The following is a 16,951-nucleotide window of genomic DNA, read 5'->3' as shown; positions in this document are numbered from 1 at the left end:
TGGTAATCTTTGACATGACCGCCTCCCATTAAGGATTGTTGCGATCCCACCTTGGCACAGCGATGCCGTCGGGGGGCGGTTACAGCATCAAAGCCCAGTGGCCGAGCCCATCCCTGTCCCAGCAGGACTCCTTGTCGGCGACAAATTTCGCGGTCGCGTCTTCATCCCATTCGAAGGTCAGAAGGGGCATATGCTCTGCGACACGTGGATCGGACATGTGAGCTCTGAGCTCGGCCGGGTCCACCGCGGTCAATCTGGCGAACGTAATATTGTGTTCCAACTGAATGCCCATTTGAACTAATTTATCGCCCACTAAGAGACTATCGGTTTCAAAACAACGTGGAATGGCGCACCATCCTCCGGAGTAACTCGAATTTGAGTATCCTGTGAGGACTCCAAGCCGACCTTCACTACAACTGCAAAAGTCACCTGCAACGGTCGTGACACACGGAACACCGCAGCTTCGGCCCCTCCGGCCCGCCAAACGAAAACGCCGGACCCCAGGGACCGGCGCTTCCATTCCTCAACTCCCGGCAAGCCTCACAGGCTCAGGAAGCCCTCGGCCTCCGACAGGGGACCCGCGGCCTTGAGGGCGGCGATGTCCGGTCCGCGCGGCGCGAGGTCCGAGATGCCGGCGATCACCGCTTCCAGTTCGGCGGCCACCGCCAGCACGCCCAGGTCGTCGTAACGGCGCCCGACAATCTGCAGCCCGAAGGGCATACCGTTGGCGTCGGTCCCGCAGGGAATGGTGATCGACGGATGCCCCGCGATGGTCGAGGCATAGGCCATCGCCAGCCAGTGGTAGTAGCTCTTGGTCGCTACCCCGTCGATCTCGGTCGGGTAAAGCTCGTGCCAGTCGCGCGGGCTGATCGTGACGGCGGGCGAGATCACGAAGTCATGCGTCTCGAACCAGGTCTGCCAGCGCTGGTGAAAGGCGCCCTGCATCGACAGGGCCTCGGCGATATCGTCGGGGCTGAAGCTGCGGCCCTCGTGGACGTTCTCGGTCACGTTGGGGCCCACCTGCTCGGGGTGGTCATCCAGATGCTTGCCGTGCTGGCCCACGAAGAGGATTCCGCGCAGCACCGAGAAGATCCGGTCGGCGTCGCTGCAGTCGGGTGTGCCCTCCTCCCCGCTTGCGAAAAGCGGCGCCAGCTGGGGCACGATGCGGCGGAAGTGATCGCGCACGATCCCCTCGGTCGGAGCAAACCCGTAGTCTTCGGTGAAGGCCACCCGCAGCGCGCTCAGGTCGCGCCGCGGCAGCCGTGCAAAGCGGGCCGGATCCCAGGCGGTGCGGCCGTCCACCACGGCGGTATAGGGGTCGCGCATGTCGGGACGCGCCAGCACCAACAGCATCAGCGCGGTGTCCTCGACGGTGCGCCCCATCGGGCCCGAAGTCGAGAGCGGGAAATACCCGATGCCGCGCGTGTTGCCCGGCACCACCCCCGGCGAGGGCCGGTAGCCCACGACACCACAGAAGGCCGCCGGGTTGCGCAGCGACCCGCCGGTGTCCGACCCCGTGGCCAGCGGGAAATACCCCGCCGACAGCCCCGCCGCCGAACCGCCCGAGGAGCCCGCGCAGCTGCGCGTCAGATCGTGCGGGTTCGCCGTCGCGCCGTAGACCCGGTTGCGGGTATTGCCGCCCGCGCTCCATTCGGGGTTGTTGGTCTTGCCCATGGGCAGTGCCCCTGCCGCACGCATGGCGGCGACGATGGCGTCGTCTTTGGTGGCGATGTTGTCGCGGAAGAGTTCCGACCCGAAGGTGGTCGGCAGGCCCGCCACGTCGATCATGTCCTTCACACCGAAGGGAAGCCCGTGCAAAGGCCCAAGCTCGTCCCCCGACGCCACGGCGTCATCGGCGGCTTTCGCGCCCCTGCGCAGCCCGTCGAAGTCGCGCGCGACAAGGGCATTTACCGCATGGTCCACCGTCTCGACCCGCGCGATGCAGGCCTCGGCCAGTTCGCTGGCGGAGAGCGCCTTGCGGGCAATCAGGCGACGCGCCGGGGCGGCGCCAAGGTCGGCGGGATCGGTGGGGATGGTCTGGGCCAAGAGAAACGTCTCCTTCAGAAGAGGGCCGTGCGCTGCATCTTGATCGCAGCGAGGATAAGGAACAGGACAAAGGCTGGCAGCGGAGGGAAGCCCCGTCCGATCTCGACCAGGCCCGACCGACGGCCCGTGGCCATGCCCGCCGCAAGCATAGGCACGAGGATGGGAAACAAGGAGGCATCGAACATGGGCGGGCGCTGCAATCTGGATCGGCGACCAGTCGTAGCGACCAATTGTACGATGTTCAATTGCGGTGAGAGAGATGCGAGGCCAAAGCTGTGAAGCGCAACGCGCGGCGCCTCCCCCGCAGGCATCGCGGCCGCTTCGGCCACGCGCAGGACCGCCCTGCGCCCGCCGTCACGCCTCCGGCGGCCGCAGCGTCGCCTCGCACCAGACCGGCAGGTGGTCCGAGGCCCGCAGCGCGGCGCCATGGTGCACGACACCCGTTTCGGGCAGGCTCAAGCGCGGGCCATGCGCGAACCTGTCGAGCCGCGCGACGGGCCGGGCGCTGTGAAAGCTCGGCCCCGGCGTGACCAGGGTCAACTCCTCCAGCCAGGGATCGAACCCCGCCCGCCGCGACCATTCGTTGAAGTCCCCGCCCACCAGGCAGGTCTCGATGCGCGCGCCCAGGTGTTCGAGGATCGCCGTCATCTGCAACTGCCGCCAACGCCGGATCAACCCGAGATGCGTGCCCACGATGTGCATCCCCTCGACGCCCACCATGACCGCCCCGCGCGGCTCGAGGCCCGGCAGATCGAAATGCTCGGTCGCCGTGATCGCAAGCCCCTCGCGCACCAGCACCGCGTTGCCGTGCCAGCCAAGGCTCACCTCGTTGCGGGCAAGATCGGCAACGACATAGTCGCTTTCGCGCTCGACCAGCGAACGGGGCAGCGCCGCCCGGCGCGGCCCGAGCCGCAGATCGGCCTCCTGCAGAAGCACGACATCAGCCCCGATCGCGTTGATCACCGACAGGATCCGCTCCGGGCTCCGCCGCCGGTCGATGCCCAGCGCCTTGCGCATGTTGTAGCTCGCCACTCGCAACCGCATCACAGCACCGGCGCCAGCAACCGCGCAAGCTTGGCGCCGGTCCGAATCCACAAGGGCTCCTCTTCCAGCGGCGTCTCGTACCGCTCCGAGACGGCGAGATCGTCTTCGAGCATCCGCGCGACCGCCCCGGCGAACCGCGTATCGGCAAAGGCCGCCATGGTCTCGAAGTTCAGGCGAAACGACCTGACATCGCAATTCGCGGTGCCGACCAGGGCGACATCCTCGTCGCACAAAACGATCTTCTGGTGCATGAAGCCCGCCTTGTAATGGTAGATCTGCACGCCATCCGACCGGATCTCGTCGAAGAAGGCATGCGCGGCAAGCCAGGGAAGGTAGTGATCGACGGTCCCCGTGAGGATCACCCGCACGTCGACCCCCTTGAGGGCCGCGTTGCTCAGGGCGGACTGGATGCTGGCGTCGGGCACGAAATAGGGCGACGCGATCCAGAGCCGCTTCCGCGCCGCGGTGATCGTCGCAAAGAAGGTCTGCGTGCCCGTCTCCATCGCGTCGGCGGGCCCGGTCGGCAGCAGCACCGCCGTCATGTCATCCTCGTGCGTGCCCGGATCCCAGTTCAGCTCCTGCGTCAGAAGCTCGCCGGTGCCCCAGTGCCAGTCCTCGGTGAAGATCAGCTGAAGCTGCGCCACGATCGGCCCCTGCAGCCGCAGATGCGTGTCCCGCCAGTGTCCGTACCGCGGATTGCGCCCGACGTAGGTGTCCGAGACGTTGTGCCCGCCCACGAAGCCGGTCACCCCGTCGACCACAAGGGTCTTGCGATGATTCCTGAAATTGATGTTCAGCCGCGAAGTCGGCCCGCGCGCCCCGCGCGGCTCGACCACCTGGATCCCCGCCTCGGAAAGCCGACCGCGGTAGGCCCGGGACAGCCCGTAGCTCCCCACCCCGTCGAACAGCAGCCGGACGGCCACCCCCCGCCGGGCCGCCGCGATCAGCCGCTCGGCAAAGGCCTGCCCGGTCGCGTCGTCAACGATGGTGTAGAACTGAACGCAGACGGTGTGTCGGGCGCCGTCAATGGCTTCGAACATGGCGGCGAAACTGGCCTCGCCGTCGATCAGCAGCTCCCCGGAGTTGCCGCCCACCACCGGCAGGTTCACGATCCGCTCGAAGACCGCGAGCCGCGCCGCCGCCCCGGAGTCCGGCGGGCAGTAGCGCGCGCTCTTCTTCTGCTCTGAGGTCAACGCCCGGCTGCGTTGCCGCGAGCGGGTGTAGCTGCGGATCCGGTGGCCGCCGAAGACCGCATAGGCCGGAACCGCGAACCATGGCGCGCTCAGCAGGAAGATGACCCAAGCGGCCGCCCCCTGCGGCGTCCGCACGGTTCCCAGCGCCCGCCAGATGCAGAACGCCACGATGCCGATGGCAAGAAGACCTGTTCCCGCAGTCCAGAGGATATTCATCGGGTCGTCACGTGAGCGGTTTCCTTCCAGTCGACCGCAGAGTGTCGCGAATGCGGCGGGCTCTGCAAGGGCGCATGCGCCTCACCGGCTTTGCCGATCGACCCACGTCATGATCACCCGAACGACGCGGACCTGTTCCTCGGGACTCATCTCCCGGCCCGCCGGAATGCCGTGCCATTTGGCAAGGCAGGACCGGCAGCAGGTCGCCGTCGCATGCTGGGCGATAAATGCGGGATGCCCGCGCATCGGCGTCTGCTTGCCATCGTTCCGGGGCGCCGCGGGCGCCAGCCTCTGTGCCACGAAATCCGCAGCATGCGAGGCGATCACCTCGCGCCCTTTCGCCGCCAGATAGTCCTGCTCCTTCACCCCGAGCCGGAACCGGCTGCGAAAGCGCGAGCGGGCAAGTCGCTGAAACAGGTCGTCATCCATCCCGCACCGATAGGCCCGCGCGCCCCGGATTCAAAGGGGCGGCGGGCCCGGACCCCACGTCCAGCGCCGGACCCCGCGCGCATTGGCTCAGCGCCACCGCCCTGTCCCGGCGTTTCCCGGGGCAGGACCTTGTGGTTCCATCGCCGCTGGTCTTTGTTGCAGCCAAATCCGGGGCGACGCGCGCGCGCCCCGCAACAACAGAGGAACGTCGACATGCCGTTGAACCCGACCCGCGAGGTCTTCATCACCTGTGCCGTGACCGGATCCGGCTCCACCCAGGACCGCAGCCCCCACGTCCCGCGCAGCCCCAAGGAAATCGCCGAAAGCGCCATCGACGCCGCCCGCGCCGGGGCCGCCATCGTGCACTGCCACGTCCGCGACCCCGAAACCGGCGCCCCCTCGCGTGACCTGAAGCTCTACCGCGAGGTAACCGAGCGCATCCGCGAATCCGAGGTCGACGCGGTCCTGAACCTGACCACCGGCATGGGTGGCGATCTCGTCTTCGGCCCCTCCGAGGCGCCCCTGCCGCTGAACGAAGAGGGCACCGACATGATCGGCGCCGCCGCGCGTGTCGAACACATCGCCGAATGCCTCCCCGAGATCTGCACCCTCGACTGCGGCACCATGAACTTCGCCGAGGCCGACTACGTGATGACCAACACGCCCGGCATGCTCGAGGCGATGGGTCGCATGATCACCCACCTCGGCGTGAAGCCCGAGATTGAGGCATTCGACACCGGCCACCTCTGGCTCGCCAAGCAGCTGGTCAAGGACGGCGTGCTCGACGCCCCCGCCCTCGTGCAGCTCTGCATGGGCGTCCCCTGGGGCGCGCCGAACGACCTCAACACCTTCATGGCGATGGTCAACAACATCCCCGAGGACTGGACATGGTCCGCCTTCTCGCTCGGTCGGGACCAGATGCCCTACGTCGGCGCGGCCACGCTCGCCGGTGGCCACGTCCGTGTCGGTCTCGAGGACAACCTGATGCTCGAAAAGGGCGTGCTCGCCACCAACGCGCAGCTCGTGGAAAAGGCCGTGACCATCGTCGAGAACCTCGGCGCCAAGGTCATCGGCCCCCAGCAGGTGCGCGAAAAGCTGGGCCTCACCAAGCGGGCGCCCAAGTCGTGAGCGACCGTCAACGTGTTGTCATCACCGGCGGCGCGGCGGGGATCGGGCTTGTCCTCGCCCGCCGCTTCGCCGCCGAGGGCGCGAGGATCGCGGTCTGCGACGTGGACGACACCGCCCTCGCCGCCCTGCGCGAGGAGATGCCCGACGCCATCGTCGAAAAGGCCGACGCCGCCAACGACACCGAGATGGGCGCCTTCCTCGACCGCGTGGAACGCGAATGGCACGGCGCCGACGTGGTCTGCTCGAACGCAGGCACCGGCGGCCCCGCGGGCCCGATCGAGACGCTCAATTTCGACGCCTGGCGCGCCTGTCTCGAGGTGAACCTCCTCGGCGCCTTCCTCACCTGCCGCTGGGCCGCGCGCGTGATGAAGGCGCAGGGCTCCGGCCTCCTGCTGCTCACCTCCTCCAACGCGGGCCTCTTCGGCTACCCGGGCCGCAGCCCCTACGCGACCTCCAAGTGGGGCGTCATCGGCCTGATGAAGACCCTCGCGATGGAGCTCGGCCCCCACGGCGTGCGCGTCAACGCGCTCTGCCCCGCCGCGGTCGAAGGCCCCCGCATGGACCGCGTCGTCGCCGCCGAGGCCGAGGCCACCGGCGCGACCCACGACGAGATCCGGACCCGCTACGTCAAGGGCGTCTCGCTCCGCAGCTGGGTCACCGCGGACGAAGTGGCCGACGCCGCGCTCTTTCTCGCCTCCCCCGCCGCCCGCAAGATCAGTGGGCAGGCGCTTTCCATAGACGGCCATACGGAGACACTGGTGCCATGACCAAGACACGCAAGGCCGCCGTCGTCGGCGGCGGCGTCATCGGCGGCGGCTGGGCCGCACGCTTCCTGCTCAACGGCTGGGACGTGGCGGTCTTCGACCCCGACCCGCAAGCACAGCGCAAGATCGGCGAAGTCATCGACGGCGCCCGGCGCGCCCTGCCCGGCCTCTACGACCGAGCCCTGCCCCCCGAGGGCAGCCTCACCTTCCACGACGCGCTCGCCGATGCCGTGGAAGGCGCCGACTGGGTGCAGGAAAGCGTGCCCGAACGGCTCGACCTCAAGCACCGGGTGCTGGCCGAGATCACCGCAGCCGCCCCGGCAAGCGCCGTCGTCGGCTCCTCCACCTCGGGCTTCAAACCCTCCGAACTGACGGCAGAGGGCGCGCGCGCCATCGTGGCCCACCCCTTCAACCCGGTCTACCTGCTGCCGCTGGTGGAACTCGTGGGCGACGCGGGCACCTGCACCACGGCGTCGGAAATCCTGCGCGCCATAGGCATGTATCCCCTCACCGCCCGCAAGGAGATCGATGCCCACATCGCCGACCGCCTGCTGGAAGCCGTCTGGCGCGAATGCCTCTGGCTGGTCAGCGACGGCGTCGCCACCACCGAGGAAATCGACGAGGCCATCCGCATGGGCTTCGGCCTCCGCTGGGCGCAGATGGGCATCTTCGAGACCTACCGCATCGCCGGGGGCGAGGCGGGCATGCGCCACTTCCTCGACCAGTTCGGCCCCGCGCTGGAATGGCCCTGGACCAAGCTCATGGACGTGCCCGACTACACGCCCGAGCTTGTCGACCTGATCGCGGGCCAGTCCGACGCCCAGTCGGGCCAGCACTCCATCCGCGATCTCGAACGCATCCGCGACGATAACCTCGTCGGCATGATGCGCGCCCTGCGCAAGACAGGCTCCGCCGCGGGCAAGGTCATCGCCGATCACGAGGCGAGCCTGCCCAAGGCCATGCCCACGCCCGAACCCGCCCCGGTCGAAACCGTCCGCCGCGACGTCCCGCAAAGCTGGACCGACTACAACGGCCACATGAACGAGGCGCATTACCTCGAGATCGGCGCGCAGGCGACCGACAGCTTCATGGAGATGGTCGGCGCGGGACCCACCTACATCGCGGGCGGCCTGTCCTACTTCACCGTCGAAAACCACCTCTGCTACCTGGGCGAGGTGCTCGCGGGCGAGGAACTGGTGGTCACCACGCAGGTGCTCCAGGGCGAGGGCAAGAAGATGCACCTCTTCCACCGCATCACCAAGGACGGCGAGGTCGCGGCGACCATGGAAACCTTCCTGCTCCACGTCGACCTCACCACCCGCCGCTCCTGCCCACCCGCGCCCGACGTGGCCGAGGCGCTGCTGGCCTTTGCCGAGGCGCACGCCGCCCTGCCCCGCCCCGATCAGGCCGGCAAGGCCATCGGCGCCCGCTGACCGATCACTGCTTCTGCGCGGCCGCGACCCGGCCGCGCAGCATCTCCAGCAGCCGTTCCGTCGCCGGGCTCACTGCCTCGCCCGCGCGGCGCACCAGCCCGAAATCCCCCACCTGCATGTCCTCGGCCACCGGCAGCCGCGCCAGCCGGCTGCCCAGCGCCCCCCGCGCGATGAAAAAGTCCGCCACCGCCCGCGCCAGCGGCGCGATGGCATTGGTCTCGTTCAGCATCGCCAGCGTGAACAGCGTGGACGAGGTGCCCAGAACCCGCTTGGGCAGCGGCAGCCCCTGCTTGAGGATAAAGGTCTCGGCCGTCCGCCGCAGCAGCCCGCCCGGCGGCTGCGTCACCCAGTCGTAGTCCAGGCAATCGCGAAGCTGCAGGCGGTCCTGCCGCACCAGCGGATGCCCAAGCCGCACCACAAGCGAGATCGGCTCCGGCCCGATCACGTCGAGTTCGTAGACCCCCGCGTCGGCGCGCTCGGGGATGCGCCCGATGTAGAAATCCAGCTCGCGGTTCAGCAGCAGATCCGACAACCGGTCCGAGGTGCCGACCTCCACCGCCAGTTCGATCTCCGGGTAGGCAAGACGCGCCTCGCGCAGCACCGGCAGAAGCAGCTCCAGCGAAGGGCCGGTCACCGACCCCACGCGCACCAGGCCCCTTGCGCCCCGCACCAGTTGCCCGATCCGCTCGTTGGCAAGGTCCAGCCCCTGCAGCGTGCTCGCCGCCTGCTGCGCCAGCACCCGCCCGGCCTCGGTCAGCACCACGCCGCGCGCGTGACGGGTGTAAAGCGCCACGCCCGACAGCTCCTCGAGCTGCGCCATCAGACGCGAGGCGGCGGGCTGCGTCAGCCCCACCTGATGGGCGGCGGCCCCGATCTGGCCAAGGTCACGCAGCGCCACCAGCAGCCGCAACTGCGAAAACTTCAGCCCCTTGCGGACAAGGGCGTTGCTGGTGCGGTAATCGGCCTTATCCGACATGCGTTATGCTCACTTTGGTATATTGCAAACCATTTTCCGAATTTGACCGATATACCCCGAGCTGACAACAGTGCGCACGTCCTGCCGGGCGGGCGTAGGAGACGCCCCCTCGAGCGGGGCCTCAAAGGCGGACACACAGGTCCGCCGCGAAGGGAGGACAGCATGAAATTCACCAGACGCGCCCTCGGCGCGACCGCTCTCGCTGCGCTTGTCGCACTGCCCGCATACGCCCAGGACAAGGGCACCATCGGCATCGCCATGCCGACCAAGTCCTCGGCCCGCTGGATCGCCGACGGCGAGAACATGGTGCAGCAGTTCCAGGATGCCGGCTACGAAACCGATCTCCAGTACGCCGAAGACGACATCCCCAACCAGCTGGCGCAGATCGAGAACATGATCACCAAGGGCGTCGACGCCCTCGTGATCGCGGCCATCGACGGCACCACGCTCACCAACGCGCTGGCCAACGCCGCCGCGATGGATGTTCCCGTCGTCGCCTACGACCGCCTGATCCGCGATTCCGGCGACGTGAGCTACTACGCCACCTTCGACAACTTCCAGGTCGGCGTGCAGCAGGCCACCACCCTCGTCGAGGGCCTCGAGGAACGCTTCCCCGACGCCGAGACGTGGAACGTCGAACTCTTCGGCGGCAGCCCCGACGACAACAACGCCTACTTCTTCTACGATGGCGCCATGTCGGTGCTCGACCCGCTGATCGAGGACGGCAGCATCGAGATCGTCTCGGGCCAGATGGGCATGGACACCGTCGGCACCCTACGCTGGGACGGCTCCGTCGCCCAGGCCCGCATGGATAACCTGCTCTCGGCCAACTACACCGACAAGACCATCCACGGCGTGCTCTCGCCCTACGACGGCCTGTCCATCGGCATCATCTCGTCGCTGCGCGGCGTCGGCTACGGCTCGGGCGACATGCCCATGCCCATCGTCACCGGCCAGGACGCCGAGATCCCCTCGGTCAAGGCCATCCTGCGCGGCGACCAGTACTCGACCATCTTCAAGGACACCCGCAAGCTTGCCGACGTGGCCGTGGGCATGGTCGACGCACTCCTGCAGGGCGGCGAGCCCGAGATCAACGACACCGAGACCTACGACAACGGCGTCAAGGTCGTCCCCTCCTACCTTCTCGAACCCCAGCCGGTGACGGAAGAGAACTGGGAAGAGGTGCTGATCGAGAGCGGCTACTACACCGAAGACCAGATCAACTGAGCCTCCCCGCGCGCGCCCCTCGCGGCGCGCGCACCGGGCCCGGTCGCCACACGCCGGGCCCACCCAAAATCCACGCTTACCGGAGGCACGAGAGATGGCCACCCTTCTCGAGATGCGCGGGATCACCAAGACATTTCCCGGCGTGAAGGCGCTCGACAACGTCAACATGAAGGTCGAGGAAGGCGAGATCCACGCCCTCGTCGGTGAGAACGGCGCCGGCAAGTCGACCCTGATGAAAGTCCTGTCGGGCGTCTACGCCCACGGCAGCTACGAGGGCGACATCGTCTACGACGGCGACGTGAAGGCCTTTCGCGGCATCACCGACAGCGAAGACGTCGGCATCATCATCATCCACCAGGAACTCGCGCTGATCCCGCTGCTGTCGATCGCCGAGAACATCTTCCTGGGCAACGAACGCGCCAACGGCGGCATCATCGACTGGCGCGAAACCGAACGCCGCGCGGCCGAGCTGATCGAACGCGTCGGCCTGAAGGAAACCCCGCGGACCGTCGTCGACGACCTCGGCCTCGGCAAGCAGCAGCTGGTCGAGATCGCCAAGGCGCTGTCCAAGGACGTGCGCCTGATGATCCTGGACGAGCCGACCTCCTCGCTCAACGAACAGGACAGCGAAAAGCTTCTCGACCTCCTGCTCGAGTTCAAGAAGAAGGGGATGACCTCCATCCTCATCTCGCACAAGCTCAACGAGATTTCGCGCGTCGCCGACACGATCACCGTACTGCGCGACGGCTCCACCGTGGCCCGGCTCGACTGCAAGGGCGGCATCAGCGAAGACGACATCATCCGCGACATGGTGGGCCGCTCGCTCGACGACCGCTACCCGCCCAAGGTGGACCACACCAAGGACGACGTGGCGATGGAAGTCGCCAACTGGACCGTCCACCACCCACTGCACCCCGAACGCAAGGTGGTCGAGAACGTCAGCTTCCACGTCAAGCGGGGCGAGGTGCTGGGCATCGCGGGCCTCATGGGCGCGGGCCGGACCGAACTCGCCATGAGCCTCTTCGGCCGCAGCTACGGTCGCGACATCTCGGGCGAGGCCAGCATCAACGGCCAGCCCGTCGACCTCTCGAGCGTCCGCCGCGCGATCAACGCCGGCCTCGCCTATGTCACCGAGGACCGCAAGACCTACGGCCTCGTGCTTGACCAGACCATCCGGCGCAACGTGCCGCTGGCCAAGCTCGACGCCGTGGCCGACGGGCTCGTCGTGAACAAGTCGCGCGAGGCCGAGGTCGCCGAACGCTACCGCAAGCGTCTCAACATCAAGTCCAGCTCCATCGAGCAGGAGACGGTGAACCTCTCGGGCGGCAACCAGCAGAAGGTGGTGCTGTCGAAATGGCTCTTCGCCGATCCCGACATCCTGATCCTCGACGAGCCCACCCGCGGCATCGACGTGGGCGCCAAGTTCGAGATCTACACCGTCATCCGTGACCTCGCCGCATCCGGCAAGGCCGTGATCGTCATTTCCTCCGAGATGCCCGAGCTGCTGGGCATCACCGACCGTCTTTACGTCATGAACGAAGGCCGCTTCGTGGGCGAAATGCCCACCAGTGAGGCCAGCCAGGAACGGATCATGTCGACCATCATCAAGTCAGGGGACCGCACATGAGCGATACCACCAACACCGGCGCTTCCGCGCCCGCTGGCGAGCAGGCCAAGGCAAGCTGGCGCTTCCTCAAGGGCCACCTGCGCGAATACGGCATCCTCTTTGCCCTCATCGCGATCATGGCCTTCTTCCAGATCGCCACCGGGGGCATCCTGCTCAAACCGGTCAACCTGACCAACCTGATCCTGCAGAACTCCTACATCGTCATCATGGCCATCGGCATGCTGCTGGTCATCGTGGCGGGCCACATCGACCTCTCGGTGGGCTCGGTGCTGGGCTTCATCGGGGCGCTCGCCGCCGTGATGATCGTCAACTGGGACGTGCCCTACCTGCTCGCGGGCATCATCTGCCTCGCCGCGGGCGCCGTCATCGGCATGGCGCAGGGCTTCTGGATCGCCTACTTCCGCATCCCGTCCTTCATCGTGACGCTCGCGGGCATGCTGGTCTTCAAGGGCCTCACCCTCTGGCTGCTCGCAGGCCAGTCCGTCGGCCCCTTCCCCTCGCAGTTCCAGCTCATCTCCTCGGGCTTCCTCGCCGATCCCTTCGGCATGGACGGCTTCAACCTGCTGTCGCTGCTGATCGGCATCGCGCTCGCCGTGGGCCTGCTGGTCCTGAGCATCCGCAGCCGCCAGAGCCAGGCCAAGACAGGCGCACCCGCCGAACCCTTCGCCTTCTTCGCGGCCAAGAACGCGCTGATCTTCGTGGCGATCATCTACATGAGCTATCTCATGGCCGATTTCCGCGGACTGCCCAACGTCTTCATCGTCATGGCGCTGCTGATCGCGATCTACTCCTTCGTCACCGCCCGCACCACGGTCGGCCGCCGCATCTACGCCATCGGCGGCAATGAAAAGGCCGCGACCCTCTCGGGCATCAACTCCAAGCGCCTGACCTTCTTCACCTTCGCCAACATGGGCATGCTGGCAGCCCTCGCGGGCCTCGTCTTCGCCGCCCGCCTCAACACCGCCACGCCCAAGGCCGGCGCCACCTTCGAGCTCGACGTGATCGCGGCCGTCTTCATTGGCGGGGCGTCGATGTCGGGCGGCGTGGGCACCGTGGTCGGGGCCGTGGTCGGCGCCTTCATCATGGGCGTGATGAACAACGGCATGTCGATCCTCGGCATCGGCATCGACTGGCAGCAGGTCATCAAGGGCCTCGTCCTCCTCGCCGCAGTGATTTTCGACGTCATGAACAAGCAGAAAGGCTGATCCCGATGCTTCTTTCGCAATACCGCACCGACAGCGGCCGGCCCCAGGTCGTCGCCCGCGAAGGCACCGAAGCCTACGACGTCCGCACCGAGGCCAGCCTCTACGACCTCGCCATGCACTGCGCCAAGAGCGGCGAGGGCCTTCAGGCCCACGTCCTCTCGCTGGGCCTGGGCGAGGCGGTGGACCTCAACCGGCTCTACGCCGAAGGGCGGCTCCTGCCGCCCCTCACCCACCCGGACCCTGCGCACCTGCACCTGACGGGCACCGGCCTCACCCACCTCGGCTCGGCCTCGACCCGCGCGGCCATGCACGCCAGCACCAAGCCCGAGGACGAGACCGACTCGATGAAGATGTTCCGCATGGGCATCGAGGGCGGCAAGCCCGCCAACGGCCACGCCGGCGTCCAGCCCGAATGGTTCTACAAGGGCACCGGCCACGCGCTCGTGGCCCCCGGCGCGCCCCTGCAAAGCCCCGCCTTCGCCGAGGACGGTGGAGAAGAGCCCGAGCTTGCGGGCCTCTACGTCATCGCCCCCGACGGCACCCCCGTCCGGGTCGGCTTTGCCGTGGCCAACGAGTTTTCCGACCACGTCACCGAACGGCAGAACTACCTCTACCTCGCGCACTCCAAGCTGCGCCCCTGCTCGGTCGGCCCCGAGATCCTCGTGGGCGAGTTGCCCGACAGCGTCGAGGGCACCAGCCGCATCCGCCGCGGCAACGAGGTGATCTTCGAAAAGCCCTTCCTCTCGGGCGAGGCGAACATGTCCCACACCATCGCCAACCTTGAACACCACCACTTCAAGTATCAGCTCTTCTGTCAGCCGGGCGACGTGCACGTGCACATGTTCGGGACCGCGACACTGTCCTTCGCCGAGGGCATCTCCCCGCAGGACGGCGACGTGTTCGAGATCGAAGCAGCGCCCTTCGGCCTGCCCCTGCGCAATCCGCTCGCCTTCCAGCCGGGCCCCAAACCGGAGCCGCGGACCGAAATCCGCGCGATGTGAGGTAACAATGACTTTCAAACCGGCAGAATGGCCGCGCAAACTTCGCTCGCAGGAATGGTACGGCGGCACCTCGCGGGACAACATCTACCACCGCGGCTGGCTCAAGAACCAGGGCTACCCTCACGACCTTTTCGACGGACGCCCGGTGATCGGCATCCTCAACACCTGGTCGGACCTGACGCCCTGCAACGGCCACCTGCGCGAGCTTGCCGAAAAGGTGAAGGCCGGCATCTGGGAGGCCGGTGGCTTCCCGCTCGAGGTGCCCGTCTTCTCGGCCTCGGAAAATACCTTCCGCCCCACGGCGATGATGTACCGCAACCTCGCCGCCATGGCGGTCGAGGAAACCATGCGCGCCCAGCCCATCGACGGCGCCGTGCTGCTGGTGGGCTGCGACAAGACCACCCCCAGCCTGCTCATGGGCGCGGCCTCGACCGATATCCCCTCCATTGTCGTCACCGGCGGGCCGATGCTCAACGGCTGGTTCCGCGGTGAACGCGTGGGCTCCGGCACCGCGCTCTGGCAGATGTCCGAGGACATCAAGGCCGGGAAGATGACGCAGGAGGATTTCCTCGAGGCCGAACAGGCCATGTCCCGTTCCTCGGGGACCTGCAACACCATGGGCACCGCCTCCACCATGGCCTCCATGGCCGAGGCGCTCGGCATGGCGCTCTCGGGCAACGCCGCGATCCCCGCCGTCGACGCCCGCCGCCGGGTCATGGCGCAACTCTCCGGCCGCCGGATCGTTCAGATGGTGAAGGACGACCTCAAACCCTCGGACGTGATGACCAAGCAGGCATTCGAAAACGCCATCCGCACCAACGGCGCCATCGGCGGCTCGACCAACGCGGTCGTGCACCTGCTGGCCATGGCCGGGCGCTGCGGCGTGGACCTCACGCTCGACGACTGGGACCGCTTGGGCCGCGACGTGCCGACCATCGTGAACCTCATGCCCTCGGGCAAGTACCTGATGGAGGAGTTCTTCTACGCCGGCGGCCTGCCCGTCGTGCTGAAACGCCTCGGCGAAGGCGGCATGCTGAACAAGGACGCGCTCACGGTCTCCGGCGAAACCGTCTGGGACGAGGTCAAGGACGTCCGCAACTGGAACGAGGATGTCATCCTCCCCGTCGAAAAGGCGCTCACGTCCTCGGGCGGCATCGCGGTCCTCAAGGGCAACCTCGCTCCCAACGGCGCCGTGCTGAAACCCTCCGCCGCCTCGGAAAAGCTGATGAAGCACCGCGGCCGCGCCGTGGTCTTCGAGGACATCGACGACTACAAGGCCAAGATCGCCGACGACGCCCTCGACATCGACGAGACCTGCATCATGGTTCTCAAGAACTGCGGCCCCAAGGGCTACCCCGGCATGTCCGAGGTCGGCAACATGGGCCTGCCCCCCAAGGTGCTGAAGAAGGGCATCACCGACATGGTCCGGATCTCGGACGCGCGCATGTCGGGCACCGCCTACGGCACCGTGGTCCTGCACACCTCGCCCGAGGCCGCCGTCGGCGGGCCGCTGGCCGTGGTGCGCAACGGGGACATGATCGAACTCGACGTGGCAGAACGCCGCCTGCACCTCGACATCTCCGACGAGGAGCTGAAGAAGCGGCTCGCCGACTGGAAACCCGCGGCCGAACCGCCCGCCTCGGGCTATGACAAGCTCTTCCACGATCACGTGCAGGGGGCAGATACCGGGGCCGACTTCGACTTCCTGCAAGGATGCCGCGGACGGGAGGTCCCACGTGACAGCCACTAAGATCGCCATCATGGGCGTGGGCAAGATTGCCCGCGACCAGCACATCCCGGCCATCGCCGCCGACCCGCGGTTCGAACTGGCCGCCACCGTCAGCCGCTCCGGCGGCCTCGACGGGGTGGAAAACTTCGCGACCCTGTCCGAGCTGATCGCGGCCCGCCCCGACATCCCGGCGGTCTCGCTCTGCATGCCGCCCTCCGTGCGCTACGAAGCGGCGGCCGAGGCCATCGCCGCGGGCAAGCAGACCATGCTCGAAAAGCCCCCCGGCGCCACCGTGGCCGAGGTGCTCGACCTCGCCCGTATGGCCGAGGAGGCGGGCGTCACGCTCTTCGCCACCTGGCATTCGCGCCATGCCGAAGGCGTCGCCGCCGCCAAGGCTTGGCTGGCCGACAAGACCATCACCGCCCTGCGGATCGACTGGAAGGAAGACGTGCGCAAGTGGCACCCCGGCCAGGACTGGATCTGGGAGCCCGGCAACCTCGGCGTCTTCGACCCGGGCATCAACGCGCTCTCGATCCTGACCGAGATCGTGCAGGTCCCCCTGCACCTCACCGGCGCGGAACTGTCGTTCCCGGAAAACCGCGCGGCGCCCATCGCCGCCGACCTCACCTTTGCCGGGCCCGGCTTCATCGCCGAAGCCGCATTCGACTGGCGGCAGGAGGGCGGCGAGATCTGGCAGATCGCGGTCGAGACCACGGCAGGCACCCTGCGCCTCATCGAGGGCGGCGCGCGCCTCTTCCTTGATGACAGCGAACAAACCGTTCACGGTCGGGGCGAGTACCCCGACCTCTACCACCGCTTCGGCGATCTGATCGAGGGGGGCGCGCGCGATGTCGATGCGACCCCGCTGATCCACGTCGCCGATGCGTTCCTCCTCGGCCGCCGCCTGGTGGTCGAGCCGTTCAACGAGTGACC

General features: G+C 67.6%; 15 protein-coding genes. 9 read left to right on the top strand and 6 right to left on the bottom strand.

The window, feature by feature from the left end; genetic code table 11:
- Window positions 1-540: 540 nt before the first annotated feature.
- The 5 genes from C8N44_RS11365 to C8N44_RS11350 form a co-directional block, all read right to left on the bottom strand.
- Window positions 541-2,046: an amidase gene (locus C8N44_RS11365; protein ID WP_107976561.1), complete on the bottom strand. Its 1,506-nt coding sequence runs from the start codon at window positions 2,044-2,046 to the stop codon at window positions 541-543.
- 14 nt (window positions 2,047-2,060) lie between these two features.
- Complete coding sequence (locus tag C8N44_RS23375) at window positions 2,061-2,231, bottom strand: hypothetical protein (RefSeq protein ID WP_158274044.1); 171 nt, start codon at window positions 2,229-2,231, stop codon at window positions 2,061-2,063.
- Window positions 2,232-2,400: 169 nt separating this feature from the next.
- Window positions 2,401-3,090 (bottom strand): endonuclease/exonuclease/phosphatase family protein, encoded by a 690-nt coding sequence (locus C8N44_RS11360; protein ID WP_170121081.1) that lies wholly within the window; start codon window positions 3,088-3,090, stop codon window positions 2,401-2,403.
- Window positions 3,090-4,499, bottom strand: coding sequence for a cardiolipin synthase (gene cls / locus C8N44_RS11355; protein ID WP_107976559.1), 1,410 nt, complete (start codon window positions 4,497-4,499; stop codon window positions 3,090-3,092). Before cls ends, C8N44_RS11360 begins: the two co-directional genes overlap by 1 nt.
- 81 nt (window positions 4,500-4,580) lie before the next feature.
- Window positions 4,581-4,928, bottom strand: a complete 348-nt coding sequence (locus C8N44_RS11350) for a DUF4186 domain-containing protein (RefSeq protein WP_107976557.1) — start codon at window positions 4,926-4,928, stop codon at window positions 4,581-4,583.
- Window positions 4,929-5,141: 213 nt separating this feature from the next.
- On the opposite strand from C8N44_RS11350, the gene bcoG reads away from it, so the two are divergent.
- Genes bcoG through C8N44_RS11335 form a run of 3 tightly spaced genes read left to right on the top strand, consistent with a single transcriptional unit; the run spans window position 5,142 to window position 8,253 of the window.
- Window positions 5,142-6,056, top strand: coding sequence for a 3-dehydrocarnitine:acetyl-CoA trimethylamine transferase BcoG (gene bcoG / locus C8N44_RS11345; protein ID WP_107976555.1), 915 nt, complete (start codon window positions 5,142-5,144; stop codon window positions 6,054-6,056).
- Window positions 6,053-6,823 (top strand): SDR family oxidoreductase, encoded by a 771-nt coding sequence (locus C8N44_RS11340; RefSeq protein WP_107976553.1) that lies wholly within the window; start codon window positions 6,053-6,055, stop codon window positions 6,821-6,823. The genes bcoG and C8N44_RS11340 overlap by 4 nt, the downstream gene beginning before the upstream one ends.
- Complete coding sequence (locus C8N44_RS11335; protein ID WP_107976551.1) at window positions 6,820-8,253, top strand: carnitine 3-dehydrogenase; 1,434 nt, start codon at window positions 6,820-6,822, stop codon at window positions 8,251-8,253. Before C8N44_RS11340 ends, C8N44_RS11335 begins: the two co-directional genes overlap by 4 nt.
- Window positions 8,254-8,257: 4 nt before the next feature.
- Here the strand turns inward: C8N44_RS11335 and C8N44_RS11330 are convergent, their stop codons facing one another.
- Window positions 8,258-9,229 carry a LysR family transcriptional regulator gene (locus C8N44_RS11330; RefSeq protein ID WP_107976549.1) on the bottom strand — a complete coding sequence of 324 codons (972 nt, stop codon included), beginning with the start codon at window positions 9,227-9,229 and terminating at the stop codon, window positions 8,258-8,260.
- Between the two features lie 162 nt (window positions 9,230-9,391).
- On the opposite strand from C8N44_RS11330, the gene chvE reads away from it, so the two are divergent.
- The 6 genes from chvE (at window position 9,392) to C8N44_RS11300 (ending at window position 16,949) form a co-directional block, all read left to right on the top strand.
- Window positions 9,392-10,456 carry a multiple monosaccharide ABC transporter substrate-binding protein gene (gene chvE / locus C8N44_RS11325; protein WP_107976547.1) on the top strand — a complete coding sequence of 355 codons (1,065 nt, stop codon included), beginning with the start codon at window positions 9,392-9,394 and terminating at the stop codon, window positions 10,454-10,456.
- Between the two features lie 94 nt (window positions 10,457-10,550).
- Window positions 10,551-12,083: a multiple monosaccharide ABC transporter ATP-binding protein gene (mmsA, locus tag C8N44_RS11320; RefSeq protein ID WP_107976545.1), complete on the top strand. Its 1,533-nt coding sequence runs from the start codon at window positions 10,551-10,553 to the stop codon at window positions 12,081-12,083.
- Entirely contained in the window at window positions 12,080-13,288 is a 1,209-nt protein-coding gene (mmsB, locus tag C8N44_RS11315) for a multiple monosaccharide ABC transporter permease (RefSeq protein ID WP_107976543.1), read from the top strand. Before mmsA ends, mmsB begins: the two co-directional genes overlap by 4 nt.
- Before the next feature lie 5 nt (window positions 13,289-13,293).
- Window positions 13,294-14,289 (top strand): AraD1 family protein, encoded by a 996-nt coding sequence (gene araD1, locus C8N44_RS11310; RefSeq protein WP_107976541.1) that lies wholly within the window; start codon window positions 13,294-13,296, stop codon window positions 14,287-14,289.
- Window positions 14,290-14,296: 7 nt separating this feature from the next.
- Entirely contained in the window at window positions 14,297-16,039 is a 1,743-nt protein-coding gene (gene araD / locus C8N44_RS11305) for an L-arabinonate dehydratase (RefSeq protein ID WP_107976539.1), read from the top strand.
- Window positions 16,026-16,949 (top strand): Gfo/Idh/MocA family protein, encoded by a 924-nt coding sequence (locus C8N44_RS11300; protein WP_244641067.1) that lies wholly within the window; start codon window positions 16,026-16,028, stop codon window positions 16,947-16,949. The genes araD and C8N44_RS11300 overlap by 14 nt, the downstream gene beginning before the upstream one ends.
- Window positions 16,950-16,951 lie beyond the last annotated feature (2 nt).

The sequence above is a fragment of the Allosediminivita pacifica genome (assembly GCF_003054175.1).
GTDB lineage: Bacteria > Pseudomonadota > Alphaproteobacteria > Rhodobacterales > Rhodobacteraceae > Allosediminivita > Allosediminivita pacifica.
The sequence above is the reverse complement of the archived record's forward strand: the minus strand, read 5'-3'. Positions and strand labels throughout refer to the sequence as shown.